The sequence below is a fragment of the Thermoanaerobacter sp. X514 genome (assembly GCF_000019065.1).
GTDB lineage: Bacteria > Bacillota > Thermoanaerobacteria > Thermoanaerobacterales > Thermoanaerobacteraceae > Thermoanaerobacter > Thermoanaerobacter pseudethanolicus.
Genome location: NC_010320.1, coordinates 1220326 through 1241340 on the forward strand (window position 1 = coordinate 1220326; position 21015 = coordinate 1241340).

Sequence of the window (21015 nt, forward strand, 5' to 3'; positions counted from 1 at the left end):
TTGTTACACATGGAACAATTTGTAAATACCGGATTATTTCCGGTATTTTTATTTTGTATATAAATAAAAATTTATGGCAAGAATAAATATGTATTTGCTTTTAAAGGAGGTGTCAAAAATGAGTAAGACTGTAGGAATACCCAAAGGACTTTTATATTACGATTTTTATCCAATGTGGAAGACTTTTTTTGAAGGTGTGGGAGCAAAAGTAGTGGTTTCCCAGGATACAAATAAAAAAATTCTTGATGAAGGAGTAAAAAACTGTGTTGAAGATGCTTGTCTTCCTGTAAAAACTTATGTAGGACATGTGATAAATTTAAAAGAAAAAGATGTTGATTATATATTTATTCCGAGGATTGTAAGTGTAGAAAGAAAAAAATACCTTTGTTCAAAGTTTTTGGGACTGCCAGATTTTATAAAAAGCTTAATTGGTGATTTACCACCTATTATAGATATTGAGATTAATTATTATAAAAATAATGATAAATTTACTCAAAATGAATTTATAAAAATTGGCAGGATGTTTGGGAAGACTAAAGACCAATCTTTAAAAGCCTATTTTAAGGCTACCCACCAACAAAAAAAGTTCGAGAGTTTGTTGAAAGAAGGTCTTACCAATTTAGAAGCTTTAAAAGTTTGGGAAGGAAAGAATTTGGTAAAAGAAGAAAGTAATTATGACCTTAAAATAGCCGTCATTGCTCATCCTTATGATATTATGGATGAATACATAAGTATGGGGATTATTGAAAAGTTAAAAAACATGGGAGCGCAAGTTTATACCATGGAAATGTTAGAGAGAGATTTAATATTAGAAGGAGTGTCAATGCTTTCAAAAGAAATGTTTTGGAACTATGAAAGAGATATTTTGGGAGCGGGATTGTATTTTTTAAAACAAAAGAATGTAGATGGGGTAATTATGGTTTCTGCTTTTGGTTGTGGACCTAATTCTATGACAGAGGAATTGTTGGAGAGGATTTATAAAAGAGAGAAGGAGGTACCTTTTATGTTGATTACAATTGATGAACATTCGGGGGAAGCTGGCATTATGACGAGGTTGGAGGCTTTTACAGACCTTTTAAGATTTAATAAAAAGGCGGTGATGGTATGAAAATTACTTATCCTCACATGGGTTCTTTAAATATGATTTTAAAGACGATGTTTGAAGGAATTGGGGTAGAAGTGATAGACCCACCACCTTCTACTAATAAAACTTTGACCTTAGGAGTTAGAAATTCTCATGAATTTGCATGTTTACCCTTTAAAATCAATGTCGGAAATTTTATTGAGGCTCTTGATAAGGGAGCAGATACGATTATAATGTTAGGGGGAATTGGGCCCTGCAGATTTGGGTATTACGGTCAGGTGCAGAGAGAGATATTAAAAGATTTGGGCTATGACTTTAAAATGATAATTGTTGATCCACCCCATGGCAGGTTGATAGACTTTTTAAAAGAATTAGCTTCATATTTTCCTAATGTAGATGGAAAAATAGCTTTAAAATCTTTTGTATTTGCAGTGAAAAAAATGATAGCGGCTGATAAATTAGAAAAGTTTTTATTAAAATACAGAGCCCATGAAGATAACCCAGGTGTAACTACAAAAATATACGAAGAATACATGAAAAAGCTAGAAAAAGCTCAAAATGGTAAAGAAGTGGACAAAATAGTATCAGAGGCCATGAAAAAAATAAAGGAAAATGCAAATGTACGGAGGAAAATACAGCTTAAAGTAGCACTAGTGGGAGAAATTTATATGCTCCTAGAACCCTTTACTAATATGGATATCAGCAAATCTTTAAATGAATTGGGGGTAGAAGTTACAAAAACAGAATATCTTTCAGATTATTTAATTAACAGCGCTTTTAAATTGCCTCAAAGAATGGAGTTTAAGAAAAACGCAAGAGGATATTTAGAAAGAGATATAGGAGGACATGGGCTCAACACTGTTGCAAATACCGTAAAATATGCTAAACTAAATTATGATGGCGTGATTCACATACTTCCATTTACCTGCACCCCTGAAATAGTAGCTCAAGGAATAATTGCAAAAATTAGCCGAGATTACAATATTCCAGTGATGTCTTTAGTATATGATGAAAACACTGGGCAAGCAGGTTACCAAACCCGTTTGGAAGCTTTTGTGGATCTTTTGTATAGAAAAAGGATGGAGGTAGTTTGCTGAAATCATCCTTTTAATTTTTATTTTTCCGAAAATAATGAAGGAAAAATGTATTTTGTGTGGAATATATAATAAGTGGATGGTTAGTAAGGGGTGATAGGTATGAAGGAATTGGGAGAATTTTTAAAAAGTGAAAGAATTAAAATGGGATTGACTCTTGAAGAAATTCAAGAAATAACTAAAATACGGATACGCTATTTGAAAGCTATTGAAGATGGAGATTTTAGCGTAATGCCTGCACTTGTATATGCTAAGGGCTTTGTAAAAAGTTACGCTGAGGCCTTAGGGTTAGATGGCAATGAGTTAGTAAAAAAGTATGAGTATTTGTTTCAGGAGAAAGAGGAGGAAGCCATACCTAATATAGAGATCACATCTTATAAAAAAGAGAGAAGAGATTTTTCACAATTTTTTTTGACTTTAAAAAAAGCAGTAATTGTTGTTTTAATAATAGGTATTATAGGATACGGTTTTTACTATTTTCTAATTCAAGTTAAAAAAGGACTTGCACCAATTCCACAACAAAATCAAAGTGAAGCTTCAACAATTTCGGAAGACAAAACAAATCTTCCACAGGAAAGCAATGTTTCTCAACTTACAGTAAAGACGTCGATTGAAAAAGTAGCAGAGACTTCTAAAAAAATAGAATATAAAGTTGTTCCCTTTGGAGAAAGTTATAAAGTAGAAATAAGCGTACCTGGCGAAAAATGTTGGTTTAGTGTAAAAGTAGATGGAAATGTCGTTTATGAAGGCCTTATGACAAAGGATATGTCTAAAATTTTTGATGTAAAAGATAGTATTACTATCTTGATGGGTTATCCGCCAGCTGTTAAAATAACTGTAGATGGTGAGGAGCTACCAACAGTGCAAACACCGTCACCAGTTACAATAAATATACATACATAGAAAGGGGAAAGAGATGATAAAAGAAGCTATATTTCATAAAAGCGATATGCCTTACGCATATCCACTGAATGAAAATCAATTAAAGATAGTACTAAGGACGGCTGTATTTGATGTAGATAGGGTGTATGTTTTATACAAAGACAGATACGATTGGCTGGGAAAATTCAAAATAAAACCAATGGTATTAACTCATACCAACGAGTTATTTGATTATTATGAGACTACTTTAGAGCTTAATAAAAAATTTGTGTATTTTTTCTATTTGGTATCTGATGGGGGCGAGAAGTTATATTATACAGAAGCAGGATTTTACAAAAAAAGGCCAGAAAATCATTTTTGGGGATTTTTCCATTACCCGTATATAGGAGAAAAGGATGTCTTTTTTGCTCCAGAGTGGACAAGCGATTGCATAGTGTATCAGATATTTCCTGAAAGGTTTAATAACGGTGACAAATCAAATGACCCTGAAAGTGTAAAGCCTTGGGGTGAAAAACCTACTGCAGATTCTTTCTTTGGAGGAGATTTGCAAGGAATAATAGATAAAATAGATTATTTAAAGGATTTGGGTATAAATGCTATTTATTTAACCCCCATATTTTTATCGCCTTCTACTCACAAATATGATACCACTGATTATTATACAATTGACCCCCACTTTGGTGATACGCAAAAAGCGAGAGAACTTGTGCAAAAATGTCATGACAATGGCATAAAAGTTATATTTGATGCCGTTTTTAATCACTGTGGATATGATTTTTTTGCATTTCAGGATGTTATTAAAAATGGTAAAAAATCAAAATACTGGAATTGGTTTAATATATACGAATGTCCACTTAAAACTCATCCAAAACCATCATATGAAGCTTTTGCAGATACTGTATGGAGAATGCCAAAACTTATGACAAAAAATCCAGAAGTACAGAAGTATTTATTGGAAGTAGCGGAATATTGGATTAAAGAAGTGGACATAGACGGCTGGAGGCTGGATGTTGCTAATGAGATAGACCACCATTTTTGGAGAAAGTTTAGAGAAGTTGTAAAGGCAGCTAAACCGGAGGCCATAATTGTAGGAGAGGTTTGGCATGATGCTTCTCCTTGGCTTAGAGGGGATCAGTTTGACAGTGTAATGAACTATCCTTTTAGAAATGCGGTTGTAGACTTTTTTGCAGAAAGGAAAATAAGTGCTTCTCGCTTTAATACAATGATTACAGAGCAACTTATGAGGCATATGGATAGTGTAAATAGGGTTATGTTTAATTTAATAGGAAGTCATGATACTGAAAGGTTTTTGACTTTAGCTAATGGCATGGTTGCGAGAATGAAGTTAGCGTTGGTGTTTCAATTTACCTTTGTTGGAATTCCATATATTTATTATGGAGACGAGGTAGGAATGGTAGGGGGGTATGACCCTGATTGTAGAAGATGCATGATATGGGAGGAGGAAAAGCAAAATAAAAGTATTTTTAATTTCTATAAAAAGCTGATTTCTATAAGGAGAGAAAATGAGGAGCTCAAATACGGAAGTTTCTGTACTTTATACGCTATAGGAAGGGTATTTGCTTTTAAGAGGGAATACAAAGGTAAATCAATAATTGTTGTACTAAATAACAGTAGCAAGCAGGAAGTGATATTTTTGAATGAAGTAGAAGGAAAAGAAGATATTTTAAAGATGAAGGAATTAAAAAGGAGTGGAAATCTCCTTTACTTGCAACCTAACTCTGCCTATATTTTAAAGTAACCAATCTGAGTTTAAGTGAATAATATGAAGATAGAAAAATATAGGGGAATTAAAATTCCCCTATATTTTTTAAAAAAAACAGGGGTGATGGTATGAAAGATACATCCCGCTATGGCAGAGATTATCAATATTATAAGGATTATGAGAGATTATATGGAAGTTACGACATTACAAAGCTTATCACATTAAAAAAATTAGTTGAAGCAAGTGAATATGAAGAGTGGAAAGATTACAAAGAGTTCAAGGAATGGTGTAATTCTGAAGAAAGACATAATTGGAAAAATTCACCTAAATATATTGAATGGGAAAAGAAAAAATTATTGTAGTTTGCTATAAACTTATAAACCCCTTTTTGTTCATTTGTTTTTTAAAGGGGTTTTTTTTTTGAAATAATGTAGTATAATAAAGATAAGCCTATTGAGGTGATGCTTTATGTCATTTTCTTCAGATACAAAAGACGAATTGGCAAGGATTTATCCTGAAGAGGAAGAAAGTAAAATAGCAGAGTTAGCTGCTTTGATTAGGACGATAGGCAGCATTTCAATGTATGGCAATGGAAAAATTTCTTTGACCTTTACTACAGAAAATGCTTCTGTGGCGAGATTAGTTTTTAAGTTAATAAAAGATTTATTTGGAATAATTCCTGAGACAATGGTAAGAAGAGGTAGATATCTAAAAAAAACCTTAAGCTACCTTATCTTTGTACCTGATACAAAAATTGCAGAAGAAATTTTAGGTAAAGTTAAGATATTGAATTATGAGAAAGGTCATATAAAATTAAATTATGGGATAGACCAAAAGATTTTAAAAAACAGTAAAGCAAAAAAGGCTTATTTGAGAGGAGCTTTTTTGGGGGGTGGTTCAATAAGCGATCCTGAAAAAGCTTATCATATGGAGTTTATTACTCATAATTTAGAACACGGGAAAGATTTAAGTAAATTGATAAATTCTTTTGACTTAAATTCAAAGGTTATTGCAAGAAAAAATAATTATGTAGTATACTTAAAAGAAGGAGAGCAAATTGTTGATGTTTTAAATATAATAGGAGCCCACAGTGCTCTTTTGAACTTGGAAAATATACGAGTATACAAAGAAATGAGAAACAATGTAAATAGAATTGTAAATTGTGAAACTGCAAATTTGACAAAAACTATTAATGCATCTTTAAGGCAAATAGAGAGTATAAATTATATTAAAGAAACAGTAGGACTTGATTATTTGCCGCCTAATTTGAAAGAGGTGGCGGAACTCAGGATTAATTATCCTGATCTGAGCTTAAAAGAATTAGGACAAATGCTAGTTCCTCCTGTCGGTAAGTCAGGAGTGAATCATAGACTTAGGAAGATTGAAGAAATTTCAAAGAAATTGAAAGAGAGGAGAGTTCAATAATGAAAGAGGTTACGATTGAAATTAAAAATAAGACGGGGCTTCATGCAAGACCTGCAGCATTATTTGTACAAACTGCCAGCAAATTTTCCTCACAAATATGGGTAGAGAAAGATAACAAAAAAGTAAATGCCAAAAGTATAATGGGAATTATGTCTCTTGGAGTATCGCAAGGCAATATTGTCAAATTGAGTGCCGAAGGTGACGACGAAGAGGCAGCTATAAAAGCATTGGTAGACCTTATTGAATCAAAATTCGGTGAGGAGTAAACAAAAAAGGTTTCTTTTTAGAAACCTTTTTTGTATAAAGGATGATAGTTATGAAAAAAAATGAAATTGTATTGGAATATATAAAAAATTTACCTGAAGGCACAAAAATTTCAGTAAGAGGTCTTGCACAGACTTTACATATAAGTGAAGGTACCGCTTACAAAGCCATAAAGGATGCAGAAAATTTAATGCTTGTAACTACGATTCCAAGAGTAGGAACTATAAGAAGAAAACAAAAAGATCCATTTTTTGACCGTCTTACTTATGAGGTTATTACAGATGTAGTGGAAGGGACAGTATTAGGTGGTCATGGTGGAATGGGGATGGAACTTCACAAATTTTTAATTGGAGCCATGACCATTGATGAAATGGTGAAGTACATATCACCAGGAGACCTTGTAATTTTGGGAAATAGGGAAGATGCACAGGAAGCGGCTTTGAAAGCAGGGGCAGCAGTGATGATTACAGGAGGTTTTGATACATTACCTCATATAAAAGAACTGGCGGATAAGCTTTCATTGCCGCTTATATCTACTTCTTATGATACTTTTACTGTAGCGACTCTTATAAACAAGGCGATCAATGAAAGTATGACACGAAAAAAGATTTTGTACGTCAGCGATGTAATGACATATAATCCAATCTATATGACGCCTCAACAAACAGTAAAAGATTGGAAAAAATTATATACAGAGACTAAACATACCAGATATCCCGTTGTTGATTCTAAAGGGATGTTAGTCGGTATGGTAACTTCAAGAGATGTTGCCACTGCATCGGATGATGATAAAATTGGGAGTATTATGACTCCTAACCCTGTATTTGTAACGGATACTACTACGCTCTCTTATGCAGCCCATCTGATGATATGGTGGAATGTAGAGATACTACCTGTGACTCGTGGCAGAGAATTGATAGGACTCATAAGCAGGGAAGATGTAATTAAGGCCCTACATTATACGACAAAACAGCCCCAGATTAGTGAAGCTATTCAAGATACAATTTTTAAAGATTTTGATATGGAAAAAATAGAAAATGGAGTAAAATTTAAAGGTAAGATCCCTTCGATGATGATTAACCAATTTGGTACAGTAAGTAGCAGTGCTTTGATGATGTTAATGTGTGAATCTGGTATTTTTGCTATAACGCAGAATAAAAGATATGATGCGGTTTTAGATAATTTCTCAGTTTATTTTATTAAACCTATGCGTACAGAAGAATTAATAGAGGTTTTCGCAAAAATAATAGAAGTTAGTAATAATTTTAGTAAGTTGGAAATTCAAATCATTCATGAAAAAGAAGAAATTGCAAAGGCATTGATGTCTGTCAGACTTTCTAAAAGAATAAAGATGGTTTAGGTGATTATATCATGTTTGTCCATTTGCACGTTCATTCTGAATACAGTTTACTTGACGGTTCTTGCAGAATTAAAGATTTAATTGCCAAAACTAAAGAGTTAAACATGAAAGCCATAGCTATTACAGACCATGGAGTGATGTATGGCGTAATAGATTTTTATAAAGAAGCAGTAGCACAAGGAATAAAACCTATTATAGGCTGTGAAATTTATGTAGCCCCTCGAAGCATGCAGGATAGAGAATATGGGATTGATAATGAAAATTATCACTTGGTGTTACTGGCAAAAGACATGACAGGGTATAAAAATTTAATGAAGATAGTGACTGTGGCTTCAATTGAGGGCTTTTATTATAAACCGCGAGTTGACAGAGAGTTTTTAAAAGAGCACAGTGAGGGGCTAATCGCTTTAAGTGCTTGCCTTGCAGGAGAAGTTCCTTCTTATATCTTAAGAGGTGAGTATGAAAAAGCGAAAGAGGCAGCACTTTTTTACGACTCTATTTTTGGACGAGGGAATTTTTATTTAGAACTGCAGGACCATGGAATTTTAGAACAGCAAAAGGTAAATAAAGAGCTTATAAGACTATCCAAAGAGACGGGAATACCTTTAGTTGCTACTAATGATGTACACTATCTCGAGAAAAAAGACGCAAAAGCTCATGAAGTGCTATTGTGCATTCAAACAGGAAAGACAATTGATGATGAAGATCGCATGTCTTTTCCAACTGATGAATTTTATTTAAAATCTCCCGAAGAGATGGAGAATCTTTTTTCTTGTTGTAAAGAGGCAATTGAAAATACTGAGAAGATTGCAGACATGTGCAATGTAGAATTTGAGTTTAATAAGACGAAATTGCCCAAATACGATTTGCCAGAAGGCGTTGATTCCTGTGAATATTTGAGAAATTTATGTTATGAAGGATTGTACAAGAGGTACAAAAATCCAAGCAAAGAAGTGATTGAAAGATTAGATTACGAACTTTCTGTAATAGAGCAAATGGGATATGTAGATTATTTCCTCATAGTGTGGGACTTTATAAAGTTTGCAAAAGACAACGGGATTATGACGGGACCAGGAAGAGGTTCTGCGGCAGGTAGTTTGGTAGCCTATACGTTGGGAATAACCAACATAGATCCTATAAAATACAACCTTCTTTTTGAGAGGTTTTTAAACCCTGAGAGGGTCAGCATGCCTGATATTGATTCAGACTTTTGTTATGAGAGAAGACAAGAAGTAATTGATTACGTTGTAAAAAAATATGGTAAGGACAATGTGGCTCAAATTATAACTTTTGGTACAATGGCGGCGAGAGCGGTTATAAGGGATGTAGGAAGGGCTTTAAATTATCTCTATGCAGAGGTAGATGTAATTGCAAAAATGATTCCTTTTGAATTGGGAATGACTATTGATAAAGCTTTATCTTTAAACCCTGAACTTAAAGCGCGATACGAAAATGAAGAAAAAGTAAAACAGCTTATTGATATTTCTAGGTCTTTAGAAGGCCTTCCTAGACATGCCTCTACTCATGCTGCGGGAGTAGTAATATCAAAAGAACCCCTTGTCAACTACGTGCCACTGCAAAAAAACGAAGATTCCATAGTGACCCAATTTCCGATGACCACCCTTGAAGAGTTAGGGCTTTTGAAGATGGACTTTTTGGGACTGAGAACTTTGACGGTTATAAGGGATACTATTGAAATGGTAGAAAAGAACAGGGGTGTGACTATAGATTTTGATTCTATGGAATATGATGACCCTAAAGTTTATGAACTTATATCAAAAGGGGAAACCGAGGGCGTTTTCCAATTAGAGTCTTCTGGCATGAAACAGTTTATGGCAGAATTAAAGCCTAAAAACCTTGAGGACATAATAGCAGGAATTTCTCTCTATCGACCCGGACCTATGGACCAAATTCCAAGATATCTTGCAAATAGAAATCACCCAGAGAGTATAGTCTATGACCATCCTCTTTTAAAGCCAATTTTAGACGTAACTTATGGCTGCATGGTGTATCAAGAGCAAGTTATGCAAATTGTAAGAGATGTCGCTGGTTACTCTTTAGGCAGGTCTGACTTGGTAAGACGAGCTATGGCTAAAAAGAAAATGGATGTAATGGAACAAGAAAGAAAGAATTTTATCTATGGGATAGTTGATGAAGAGGGAAATGTGATAGTTCCAGGGGCTTTAAGAAATGGATTAGACGAGGCAACTGCTAATAAACTTTTTGACGAAATGTTAGATTTTGCAAACTATGCTTTTAATAAATCTCATGCTGCGGCTTATGCTGTTATAGCTTATCAGACTGCATATTTGAAAAGGTATTATCCTGTAGAATTTATGGCAGCTCTTTTAAACAGTTTTGTAGATAACCTGGATAAAGTAGCTTTTTATGTGCAAGTTTGTAGAAAAATGGGGATAAAGGTGCTGCCCCCTGATATAAACGAAAGTGATTCCTATTTTACAGTGGTAGAAGATAAAATAAGGTTTGGCCTTAGCGCAGTAAAAAATGTTGGTTTAAATATGACAATGGAAATCGTAAGTGAAAGAGAAAGAAATGGGAAATTTAAATCTGTAGTCGACTTTTTTGAGAGGATGCAGGACAGTCAATTAAATAAAAAAGCAGTGGAAAGCTTAATTAAAGCAGGAGCTTTTAGTTCTTTTGGAGTGCGGCGTTCTCAACTTCTATCAGCATATGACAAATTAATGGAAAATATAAAGAAAAATAGAAATAATAATTTAAATGGGCAAATTTCTTTATTTGGAGAAGTAGAACAAACTCATGGGGTGGGGTTTGAATTTCCTGATTTAGAGGAATTCCCTAAAAGTAGATTGTTGTCCATGGAAAAAGAAACTTTAGGCCTTTATATAAGTGGGCATCCTCTAGAAGAATACATGGAAGATATTCCTAAAATTACTAATGCCACTACTTTGGATTTTAAAGTTAGCGAAGAGGAAATGTTTCAGCCCAAATTGCAAGATAACCAAGAAGTGGTGATAGCAGGAGTTATAGCTACAAAAAAAATTAAATTTACAAAAAATAACAATATCATGGCTTTTGTCACAATTGAGGACTTATATGGTACTGTAGAAGTAATAGTATTTCCAACTGTATATGAAAAGTATTCCAGTATAATAAAAGAAGACAACCCGGTTGTAGTGAGGGGAAAGGTTAGTTTAAAGGAAGAGGAAGAGCCTAAGATTTTATGCGATGAAATTAAGCCATTGTCTCAAGCGATAGTGAAGAAACTTTATCTTAATTTACAGGATTCTACAAAGATTGAGATTGTTAAACAAATATTGCGCAAAAATCCTGGTAATATGCCAGTAGTTTTAAAGCTTAACAGTAAAAAATTATTAGCGGCTAATAGAGATTTGTGGGTAAATGGAAGCAAAGAATTAATTAAAGAACTTCATGCTGTCTTAGGAGAGGAAAATGTCAAAGTAGTTTGAGAAAAAGTTTGCAAATTTTAAGTTGATAACTGAAAAAAAATAGATTAAAATATAATTTAGAAATACTAAGGAGGCCGTTTTATGTGGACGGTAATATACATGGCACAAGATATGGAGACAGCAGAAAAGGTCAAAGACGTTTTAACAAAAGAAGGTTTTTTGGTAAAATTGCGTCCACTTAATAAAAAAATAGACAAAAAAGGTTCTTATTGTGAGGTTTTAGTTCCAAAAGCAGAAGCTCAAGATGCGCAAAGCATTATTATTGAGTATGGCTTATAATTTTTTGCCCGAAAGGGCTGCTTTAACGAAAATGGGACAACTAAAGTCCATGTGGGATAAAATGAGGAGGTAGACTATGAAGACGATTGGTATACTTACAAGTGGTGGAGATGCACCAGGGATGAACGCAGCTATAAGGGCTGTGGTAAGGACAGGAATTTATTATGGGCTTAAAGTAAAAGGTATTATGAGGGGATATGCAGGCTTAGTAGAGGATGAAGTTATTGATTTAAATCTTTCTTCAGTAGGAGATATATTGCAAAAAGGCGGTACTATTTTGAGAACTGCTAGATGTGAAGAATTTAAGAAAAAAGAGGTGCGCAAAAAAGCTTACGAAACCCTTCAAAAACATGGAATAGAAGGTCTCGTTGTAATTGGAGGAGATGGCTCTTTTAGAGGAGCACAGCTTTTGAGTGAAGAATGGAATGTAAATACAATTGGAATTCCAGGTACAATTGACAATGACATACCTTGTACAGATTATACAATAGGTTTTGATACAGCTTGTAATACTGTTATTGATGCAATAAATAAAATAAGGGATACTGCTACTTCCCATGAGAGAGCAAATATAATAGAAGTGATGGGAAGAAATGCGGGTTACATTGCTTTGTATGCTGGTCTAGCTGGTGGAGCGGAGATGATTATACTTCCTGAAGTGGAATGGAGCATCGATGAACTTTGCGATAAAATTACTTACGGGATAAAGAGAGGAAAGCTTCATCATATAATTGTCCTTGCAGAAGGAGTTATGAGCGCTCCAGAACTAGCGAAAATGATTAAAGAAAGGCTACCAAAATTGGACTTAAGGTATACTATTTTGGGGCACATTCAAAGAGGTGGAGCTCCTACAGTGATGGATAGGGTATTGGCAAGCCAAATGGGAGCAAGAGCAGTGGAGTTGCTTTTAGAAAATAAAACCAAGAGGATAATAAGTATACGAAACAATCAAATTGTAGACGATGATATAGATGAAGCCCTTTCCATGAAAAAGGAGTTTAACAGAAAACTTTATGAGCTCAGCAAGATATTGTCTATATAAATAAATTTTAGGGAGTGAAGGTATGCGCAGAACAAAAATAGTGTGTACAATAGGACCTGCCAGCGAAGACTATAATATACTGAGAAAATTAATTGAGAAAGGTATGAACGTTGCTCGATTGAATTTTTCTCATGGGGATTTTGAAGAGCATGGGGCAAGAATTGACAATATTAAAAAGATAAGAGAAGAATTCGGGCTACCTGTTGCTATTTTGTTGGATACTAAAGGTCCAGAGATAAGGACAGGAAAGTTTAAAAATGGCGGAGTGGAATTAAAAGAAGGACAAACTTTTGTCATTACGACAAGAGATGTATTAGGAGACGAAACTATATGCAGTGTATCCTATAAAGGGTTGCCTCAAGATGTGGAAAGAGGTAGCCGCATACTAATTGACGATGGGTTAATTTCTCTAAAGGTTACTGATGTTAAAGGAGAAGATATAGTTTGTATTGTAGAAAATTCTGGTCCTGTAAAAGACCATAAAGGAGTAAATGTTCCAGGAGTAAAACTCAATCTTCCTGCTTTGACTCAAAAAGACGTAGATGATATAGAGTTTGGAATTCAAAAGGGCATTGATATAATTGCGGCTTCTTTTGTTAGAAAAGCAGCTGATGTTTTGGCAATAAGAAGACTTTTAGAAGAAAATAAGGCAGAGCATATTTTAATTATTGCTAAAATAGAAAATCGCGAAGGAGTAGAAAATATAGACGAAATTATAAAGGTTTCAGATGGAATAATGGTAGCCAGAGGAGATTTAGGGGTTGAGATTCCTCTTGAAGAAATACCAATCGTTCAAAAGATGATTATACAAAAATGTAATAAAGCAGGGAAACCGGTAATTACTGCAACTCAAATGTTAGACTCTATGATGAGAAATCCAAGGCCTACAAGAGCAGAAGTTACAGATGTAGCAAACGCTATTCTAGATGGGACAGATGCTATAATGCTATCAGGGGAGACAGCTCAAGGTAAATACCCCATAGAGGCCTTTGAGACAATGGCAAAGATTGCAGAAAAGACAGAAGCTTATGTGGGATACAGAGATATCATTGATAGAAATATTGATACAAATGTTTCTATTACAAACGCTATAAGCCATGCAACTTGTACTACTGCAAGAGATATAGGTGCAGCTGCTATAATAACTTGTACTAAATCTGGCTATACAGCGAGAATGGTATCAAGGTACAGACCTCAAGCTCCGATTATTGCTACTACTCCAAGCGAAAGTGTTGCAAGGAAACTCTCTATAGTCTGGGGAGTATATCCTTTGATTACAGAAGAGGTTTCTACTACAGATGAAATGATAGATGTCGCAATACAAAGTGCTTTAACTGCAGGACTTATAAGAAATGGTGATATCGTAGTAATTTCTGCAGGAATTCCTGTAGCTATGACAGGCACCACCAACATGTTGAAGGTACATATAGTAGGAGATGTTTTGTTGAGAGGAATAGGTATAGGTTCTAAGGCTACTACAGGTGTTGTATGTGTTATTAATGATATCAGCAAAGACAAAGATAAATTTAGAGAAGGCGATATAATAGTAACTGCAAAGACAGAAAGAGATTTTATGCCTCTTATAGAGAAAGCTTCTGCTATAATCACAGAAGAAGGAGGGCTTACTTCTCACGCAGCTATTGTGGGATTAAACTTAGGAATTCCTGTAGTTGTAGGTTGTGAAGGAGCGACTTCTAAATTAAAAGATGGCATGACTGTAACGGTTGACACAGTTAGAGGATTTGTGTATAAAGGAATTGTAAATATTAAATAAATAAGACAAGATTTTCTCTTGTCTTTGTTTTTTTAAGGAGTGATTTAAATTATGCATGTATGGGATGCCGAGGTAAGGGCTCGATACGGAGAAACGGACAAAATGGGTATAGTTTACTATTCCAATTATTTTAATTGGTTTGAAATTGGCAGGACGGAGTTTTTTCGCTCTTTGGGGATGTCCTACAGAAGCTTAGAAGAAAAAAATGTAATGCTACCTGTAATTGACGCTCAGTGTAAATATTTTTCTTCTGCTTTGTACGATGACCTCATAATAATACGAACACGATTAGAATTTGTGAAAGGAACTCGTCTTAAATTTTTATATGATATAATACGCAAAGAGGATAACAAACTTTTAGCACAAGGTTATACAGAGCATCCCTTTACAAATCTTGAAAAAAAGCCTATCAATTTAAAAAAAGTAATGCCAGAAGTTTATGAAATGCTTGCAAAATGCTGTGATTAAAATTTATAAAAAATGGTATAAAATACTATAAAAATGAGTTATAATAAATAATAGGGTAACCGATTTTTTTAAATGCACTTTTTTAAGTGTATTTTTTCTTAAAATTATAGTAAACGTTTACATATTTTATAAGAACTCTATGTTTTTTCTCAATATAACGGTATAATAATTATGGGAAAAGGAGGCGTTTTTGTTGCACAACATAAAAGTAGGAGAAAATTATGAGGTATATATTGACAATATGGCTCATGAAGGGCAAGGAGTTGGAAGAATTGGAGGAGTTGCTACATTTGTAGAAGGAGCATTGACAGGAGAAAAGGTTGTTGCACAAATAGATAAAGTTTATAAAAATTACGTTATAAGTCATGTAGTAGAAATATTAGAAAAGTCTCATGATAGAGTAAAGCCTTTATGCCCTTATGCAAATAAATGTGGTGGTTGCTCTTTCCAGCATCTAAGTTACGAAGGGCAGTTAAAATACAAAACACAAAAGGTAAAAGACAATTTAGAAAGAATAGGTAAAGTGTATACTAAAGTTCATGAAATCATAGGAATGAAAGAGCCACAAAGATATAGAAATAAGGCTCAGTTTCCTGTTGGAATGCTTGATGGTGAAGTAGTGACGGGCTTTTATGCACCTCGTTCTCACGATATTGTACCTATAGAAAGCTGTATGATACAGGATGAGGTTAGTGATTATATCGCAAGGACTATAAGAAATTGGATTAAAAAATATAACGTTTCTGTATATGATGAAAAAGCAGGAAAGGGTTTGATAAGGCATATTGTTACAAGAGTTGGGTTTAAAACAGGAGAAGTTATGGTTATCCTTGTGGTTAATGGAAAACACATACCCTATAAAGAACAATTAATTGATGCTTTGAAAAAAGAGATAAATGGACTTAAAAGTGTAGTATTAAATATCAACACAAAAAGAACTAATGTGATTATGGGGGAGGATAATATAACTATTTATGGAAGCGATAATATTATTGACTATATCAAGGACATAAAATTCGAGATATCACCTTTATCCTTTTTTCAAGTAAATCCTGTTCAAACAGAGGTTTTATACGGAAAGGCCCTTGAGTATGCCGATTTAAAGGGAGATGAGACCGTAATAGATGTGTATTGTGGGATAGGTACCATATCTTTATTTGCAGCACAGAAGGCTTTTTTTGTCTATGGTATAGAGGCTGTCCACCAAGCAGTGGAAGATGCAAAGAGAAATGCTTACATAAATGGCATTAAAAACGTGGAATTTATTTCAGGACAAGCGGAAAAAGTAATGCCTGAGTTAGTTGATAAAGGAGTCAAAGCAGATGTAGTTATAATAGATCCTCCAAGGAAGGGTTGCGATATACCTGTTTTAGAAGCAATTGTGAATATGAATCCACAAAAAATTGTATACGTCTCTTGTAATCCTTCTACATTGGCACGAGATTTAAGATATCTTGATGACAAAGGATACAAAACCATGGAAGTGCAACCTGTTGATATGTTTCCTTATACGCATCACGTTGAAAGTGTTTGCTTGATTACTAATAAAAGTTAACAATTTTGATTACTGGAAGTAGAATAAAAATCGTGTTTCCCACTATTTAAAGGCAGTTAGAACTTAGGTTATTGGAAAATAAATTAATTGGTTTTAGATGTTTTTATGCAATAGAATAGACTTTGGGGTGCGTTAAATGAACCAGTTAATGATACAAGAAAAAATTTTTTTAAATATTGCTGTACTTTTTTTAGGGTATTTTATAAAAAAATCCAGGAAATTTCCTGAAAATTCAGGTGATGTACTGAGCAAGATTGTGCTTTATATAACTTTACCTGCTACGATTTTAACTATTTTTTCTCAGTATAAAATTGATGCGCGATTATTTATTCTCACTTTTATAAGTATTATTTTGGGAGTTTTGACATTTATCTTTGGATATTTTGTGGTAAAAAAAGTTAACTTAGATAATTCTGATAAATGGACTCTGTTGGTTTCTATATGCGGATATAATATAGGTTTATTTGCCCTTCCCTTTATACAGCAGGTTTATGGAAATGAAGGCATTATAAATATGGCAATGTTTGATATGGGTAATTCTTTTATTGTTTTTGGTTTTGCCTATGGTGTATCTTTTTTAGCGGGTGGAAAAACTAATTTTAATTTAAAAGAGGTATCAAAAAAGATTATATATTTTTTTCCACTTGATGTGTACATATCAGCTCTTTTGATGAATTTATTTAATATCAATTTTACTGGGATGACAAAGGAATTTATTTATCAACTTTCCCTACCTAACAATGTTCTTGCTTTATTTACAATTGGATATTTTTTGGATTTTAATTTGAATAAAAATGAATTAAAAGCTTTGATAATAGGTTTGTTTGTAAAATTTTTACCGGGAGTTGCTTTAATTTTAACAACACCATTTTTGTTTGATACAAAGCTGCTTATAATAAAAATTATAACAATAGGAGCAATTCTTCCTACTCCTATGGTAGCAGTAATTTATGCCAAGGAAAGAGGACTAAATGCTAAGTTGGCTTCTGTTTTTATTACCGCTTCAATTATTATAAGCATTTTACTTATGACTTATATAATGCTTAGATGGCAATAAAGGGGAGTAAGGTTTATATATTCCTTACTCCCCTTTTTAATTTATCTATTTCTTTTCTAAAGTATATATACATTATGCTTCCTTCAAACGCCCATTGGATGGCTGTTACAAACCATACATAGACAACTCCTAAATTTAAAATGTAGATGACTACGTACATAAGAGGAAGTCTTATAAACCAGCTGGATATTGTAGAGATAATAAAGGGAATCTTTGTATTTCCACTTCCTTTAAGGCCACCTCCATAAACCATGCCAACTGCCATAAAAGGTTGTTCAATAGAGGCTACCATAAGGCAGAGAATTCCTACTGCAATTACATCAGCATCTTTTATAAAAGCTCTCATAAAAAGATGAGGTATTGTAAGAAATAGTATAGACATTGTACCCATAATAGCTACAGCGAATAATGCTGCAATATTTGTATATCTTTTTGCACTTTCAAAGTCTTTTGCGCCAACCATTTGACCTGCCATTGTGGTTGCAGCCACTGCAAAACCCCATCCTGGCATAAAGGAGATAGATTCAATCGTAGTTGCAATTTGATTCGCTGCAAAAGCTACAGTTCCAAGGTGCATTATCATGAATATTGAAATAAGTCGACTTATGTCAAAGGCAGCTTCTTGAAGAGAAGCAGGAAAAGCAAGTTTTAGTATATTTACAATTATTTGTTTATCAAAGTTTACTATATCATGAAGCTCAATATTTAATATTTTTTGGCTGAAGTAATATGACATTATAAATATAAAGCCAGTAATTTGTGCTATAGTAGTAGCAATTGCAGAACCTTTTGCACCTAAAGCAGGAAAGCCTAATTTTCCAAATATTAAAATCCAATCCAATAAAATGTTGATAAATATAACTATACTTGCTGCTATCATGGGGGTTTTTGTATTTCCTTGTGCTCTTAAAACTGCGTTTAATACATTCATAAGCATATTAAAGAAAATACCTATTGATGCAATTTTTATATATATTTTTCCTAAGAAAAGTACATTACCAGTAGCACTGGCTATTATTAAAAAATTTTCTGCAAAAGCAACAAGTATTAAAGAAATAAATAAAGCAACAATAAATCCTAAAAAAATTCCTTGAGATGCGTATTTTTCAGCAGTTTCAAAATCTTTTGCTCCAATGCTACGGGCGACATAGGAAGTTACTCCTATAGAGATTCCCATTGCTACAAAAATGTTAGAGAAGGTATATATAATTTCTGATGCAAGGCCTACAGCACTAACACTGTCTTTACCGCCAAATTGCCCCACCATCATCGTATCTATTACCCACACAACCATGTATAAAAGCATTTCTCCAACTGCAGGTAATGCTAAATTAAGTATTTCTTTTATTTCTTTTTTAGTTGCCATATAACACCTCCTATTTTTATTGCAAAAATACAAGGAAACATCCTATATTGTCTGTATTGTTTAGGGGCAATTTCAATTGGATTATAATGGAGTCCAAATAGATTTTGATCAGCACTTATATATTTGTTTTTTCTAAACTTTTTAATCACTAATAGTATTATAACACAATAGGAAAATTAAAGTAACTGAGGCTTGTGTTGATAAAGGGATTTTTTAAATTTTGATTGAGTTTTTACATGGAAAAGTATAAAATATGAATAAAGGCAGTGTAGTGAGAAAATTAATTAAAGCCATGATTTTTAAATAATGAGACGGAGGCATATTTATATGTCTGAAATTATAAGACCAAAATATGAATACATTGCTTTTGATATTGCTAAAAGAATTGTAGATGGCGAGTTTAATGAGGGTGAGAGACTTTACGGCAGGTCAAATCTTGCGGGAATTTATAAAGTTTCACCTGAGACAATACGGCGTGCTATTTCCCTTTTACAGGACATGGGAGTAGTTTTTTCAGAACAAGGTAAAGGAGTAATTGTTAAATCGAAAGAAGCGGCACAAAGATATATAAATCAATTTAATGAAAAACAAACCTTAGAGGTCTTAAAAAATGAATTGGTTAAAATCGCTGAAGAAAGAAAAAAACTTGATGAAAGGCTGGAAACTATTTTACTAAAATTTATAGAATACGCTAATAGATTAAAAAATATTAGTGACTTTAATCCTGTTGAAATTCGCGTCAATGAGAAAAGCACTGCTGTAGGTAAGACTTTGGCTGAGTTAAAATTTTGGGATGTTACAGGTGCTACCGTAATAGCTATAAGGAGAGGAGAAGAGGTAATTATTTCTCCTGGTCCCAATGAGCAAATTAAAGGTGGAGATTATTTAGTTCTTGTAGGAAGTAAGGAGGCTTTCAAAAAAAGTATATCTCTAGTCGATAACTATACTGTTATTAGTTTTCCCTAGCAACAACATTAGTTGCTAGGTTATTTTTTGTAATCCCTTTTATTGACACAGTGACAACTTTATTATATAATATAGGTTGTCACTTGTAAAGGAGGTGTGGTAGCATTGATAAGATTTGAAAATATAGTTAAAACATATGGAGAAACTGAAATATTAAAAGGAATAAATTTAGAAATAAAAGATAATGAATTGGTGGTTTTGATAGGACCGAGTGGTTGTGGGAAAACCACTTCGTTGAAAATGATAAATCGCTTAATTGAACCAACCTCTGGCAAAATATATATAAACGGACAAGACATTTCTCAGATAGACCCAATCCAACTTCGCAGGAATATTGGATACGTGATTCAGCAAATTGGTTTACTTCCACACATGACAGTAGAACAGAATATAGAATTAGTTCCTTTGCTTAAAAATTGGCCAAAAAAGAAGAGAATTGAAAGAGCAAAGGAATTAATGCATCTTGTAGGAATGCCTCCAAAAGAGTATATGAACAGATATCCAAAAGAATTATCCGGGGGGCAACAACAGAGGATAGGAGTTGCACGGGCTTTAGCTGCAGATCCAGATATCATTTTAATGGATGAACCTTTTAGTGCCCTGGATCCTATTACAAGGTCTCAGCTACAAGAAGAACTTTTTGAATTGCAGCAAAAGTTGCAAAAAACCATTGTATTTGTAACTCACGATATGGATGAGGCGTTGAAATTAGGTGATAGGATCTGCATAATGAAAGATGGAAAAGTAGTGCAATTTGATACTCCCGAAAAAATATTGAAAAATCCAGCAAATGAATTTGTGGAGAATTTTATAGGAAAAAAACGAATGTGGATACAACCAGAGCATGTTTTAGCAAAAGATATTATGATTACCAATCCAATAAAGGCTCTTCCTTCCAGGACTCTTGCACAAGCGATAGAAATTATGAGTAATAGTGGTGTTGACAGTATTTTAGTGGTTAATAAAGAAAATCAACTTTTAGGCATAGTAACAGCGGAGGATATAAGGGCTAATAAAAACACTGCAAAACGGATAGAAGAGATTTATACTCGAAATGTTTATACAGTCAAACCTGATGATTCAATTTTAGATGTTCTTAAAATAATGGCGCAAAAAAATATAGGTTATGTACCAGTAGTGAATGAAAATAATTTGCTCCAAGGCTTGATCACGCGAAGTGCCCTGGTAAATTATTTAGGTGCAAATTATGCAGAATAGGAAGGAGGA

18 protein-coding genes are annotated in these 21015 nt (G+C 33.6%); 17 read left to right on the forward strand and 1 reads right to left on the reverse strand.

The genetic code is table 11. The features are described from left to right. Positions 1-118 precede the first annotated feature (118 nt). From TETH514_RS05995 to TETH514_RS06065, 15 genes are all read left to right on the forward strand, one after another. The gene (locus tag TETH514_RS05995; protein WP_009052945.1) at positions 119-1108 is read left to right on the forward strand and encodes an acyl-CoA dehydratase activase-related protein; all 990 of its coding nucleotides are present in this window, start codon (positions 119-121) and stop codon (positions 1106-1108) included. Beyond that, entirely contained in the window at positions 1105-2181 is a 1077-nt protein-coding gene (locus TETH514_RS06000) for a 2-hydroxyacyl-CoA dehydratase (RefSeq protein WP_012268668.1), read from the forward strand. Before TETH514_RS05995 ends, TETH514_RS06000 begins: the two co-directional genes overlap by 4 nt. A 99-nt stretch (positions 2182-2280) precedes the next feature. Beyond that, the gene (locus TETH514_RS06005; protein ID WP_009052943.1) at positions 2281-3081 is read left to right on the forward strand and encodes a helix-turn-helix domain-containing protein; all 801 of its coding nucleotides are present in this window, start codon (positions 2281-2283) and stop codon (positions 3079-3081) included. A gap of 13 nt (positions 3082-3094) precedes the next feature. Next, positions 3095-4819, forward strand: coding sequence for a glycoside hydrolase family 13 protein (locus TETH514_RS06010; RefSeq protein WP_009052942.1), 1725 nt, complete (start codon positions 3095-3097; stop codon positions 4817-4819). Between the two features lie 92 nt (positions 4820-4911). Beyond that, the gene (locus tag TETH514_RS06015; RefSeq protein WP_003868318.1) at positions 4912-5145 is read left to right on the forward strand and encodes a hypothetical protein; all 234 of its coding nucleotides are present in this window, start codon (positions 4912-4914) and stop codon (positions 5143-5145) included. 106 nt (positions 5146-5251) lie between these two features. Beyond that, a complete protein-coding gene (whiA, locus tag TETH514_RS06020) occupies positions 5252-6208 on the forward strand; it encodes a DNA-binding protein WhiA (RefSeq protein WP_009052941.1) in 957 nt (318 codons plus the stop codon). After that, a complete protein-coding gene (locus tag TETH514_RS06025) occupies positions 6208-6474 on the forward strand; it encodes an HPr family phosphocarrier protein (protein ID WP_003868320.1) in 267 nt (88 codons plus the stop codon). Before whiA ends, TETH514_RS06025 begins: the two co-directional genes overlap by 1 nt. Before the next feature lie 50 nt (positions 6475-6524). Further along, positions 6525-7832, forward strand: coding sequence for a DRTGG domain-containing protein (locus tag TETH514_RS06030; RefSeq protein WP_009052940.1), 1308 nt, complete (start codon positions 6525-6527; stop codon positions 7830-7832). A gap of 11 nt (positions 7833-7843) precedes the next feature. Next, the gene (locus tag TETH514_RS06035; protein ID WP_009052939.1) at positions 7844-11281 is read left to right on the forward strand and encodes a DNA polymerase III subunit alpha; all 3438 of its coding nucleotides are present in this window, start codon (positions 7844-7846) and stop codon (positions 11279-11281) included. 81 nt (positions 11282-11362) lie between these two features. Next, on the forward strand, positions 11363-11560 hold the full coding sequence (locus tag TETH514_RS06040) for a hypothetical protein (RefSeq protein ID WP_003868324.1): 198 nt from the start codon (positions 11363-11365) through the stop codon (positions 11558-11560). A 76-nt stretch (positions 11561-11636) separates the two neighbouring features. Then, positions 11637-12602, forward strand: coding sequence for a 6-phosphofructokinase (pfkA, locus tag TETH514_RS06045; protein ID WP_003868325.1), 966 nt, complete (start codon positions 11637-11639; stop codon positions 12600-12602). Between the two features lie 22 nt (positions 12603-12624). Then, entirely contained in the window at positions 12625-14376 is a 1752-nt protein-coding gene (gene pyk, locus TETH514_RS06050; protein ID WP_009052938.1) for a pyruvate kinase, read from the forward strand. A gap of 51 nt (positions 14377-14427) precedes the next feature. After that, positions 14428-14844, forward strand: a complete 417-nt coding sequence (locus tag TETH514_RS06055) for a thioesterase family protein (RefSeq protein ID WP_004401572.1) — start codon at positions 14428-14430, stop codon at positions 14842-14844. Between the two features lie 193 nt (positions 14845-15037). Then, positions 15038-16399 (forward strand): 23S rRNA (uracil(1939)-C(5))-methyltransferase RlmD, encoded by a 1362-nt coding sequence (rlmD, locus tag TETH514_RS06060; RefSeq protein ID WP_009052937.1) that lies wholly within the window; start codon positions 15038-15040, stop codon positions 16397-16399. 136 nt (positions 16400-16535) lie between these two features. Beyond that, positions 16536-17456 carry an AEC family transporter gene (locus TETH514_RS06065; protein WP_009052936.1) on the forward strand — a complete coding sequence of 307 codons (921 nt, stop codon included), beginning with the start codon at positions 16536-16538 and terminating at the stop codon, positions 17454-17456. Positions 17457-17469: 13 nt separating this feature from the next. Here the strand turns inward: TETH514_RS06065 and TETH514_RS06070 are convergent, their stop codons facing one another. After that, the gene (locus TETH514_RS06070; protein ID WP_009052935.1) at positions 17470-18822 is read right to left on the reverse strand and encodes an MATE family efflux transporter; all 1353 of its coding nucleotides are present in this window, start codon (positions 18820-18822) and stop codon (positions 17470-17472) included. Positions 18823-19149: 327 nt separating this feature from the next. On the opposite strand from TETH514_RS06070, the gene TETH514_RS06075 reads away from it, so the two are divergent. Then, the gene (locus TETH514_RS06075; RefSeq protein ID WP_009052934.1) at positions 19150-19788 is read left to right on the forward strand and encodes a TrkA C-terminal domain-containing protein; all 639 of its coding nucleotides are present in this window, start codon (positions 19150-19152) and stop codon (positions 19786-19788) included. 105 nt (positions 19789-19893) lie between these two features. Beyond that, complete coding sequence (locus TETH514_RS06080; RefSeq protein ID WP_009052933.1) at positions 19894-21006, forward strand: betaine/proline/choline family ABC transporter ATP-binding protein; 1113 nt, start codon at positions 19894-19896, stop codon at positions 21004-21006. Positions 21007-21015 lie beyond the last annotated feature (9 nt).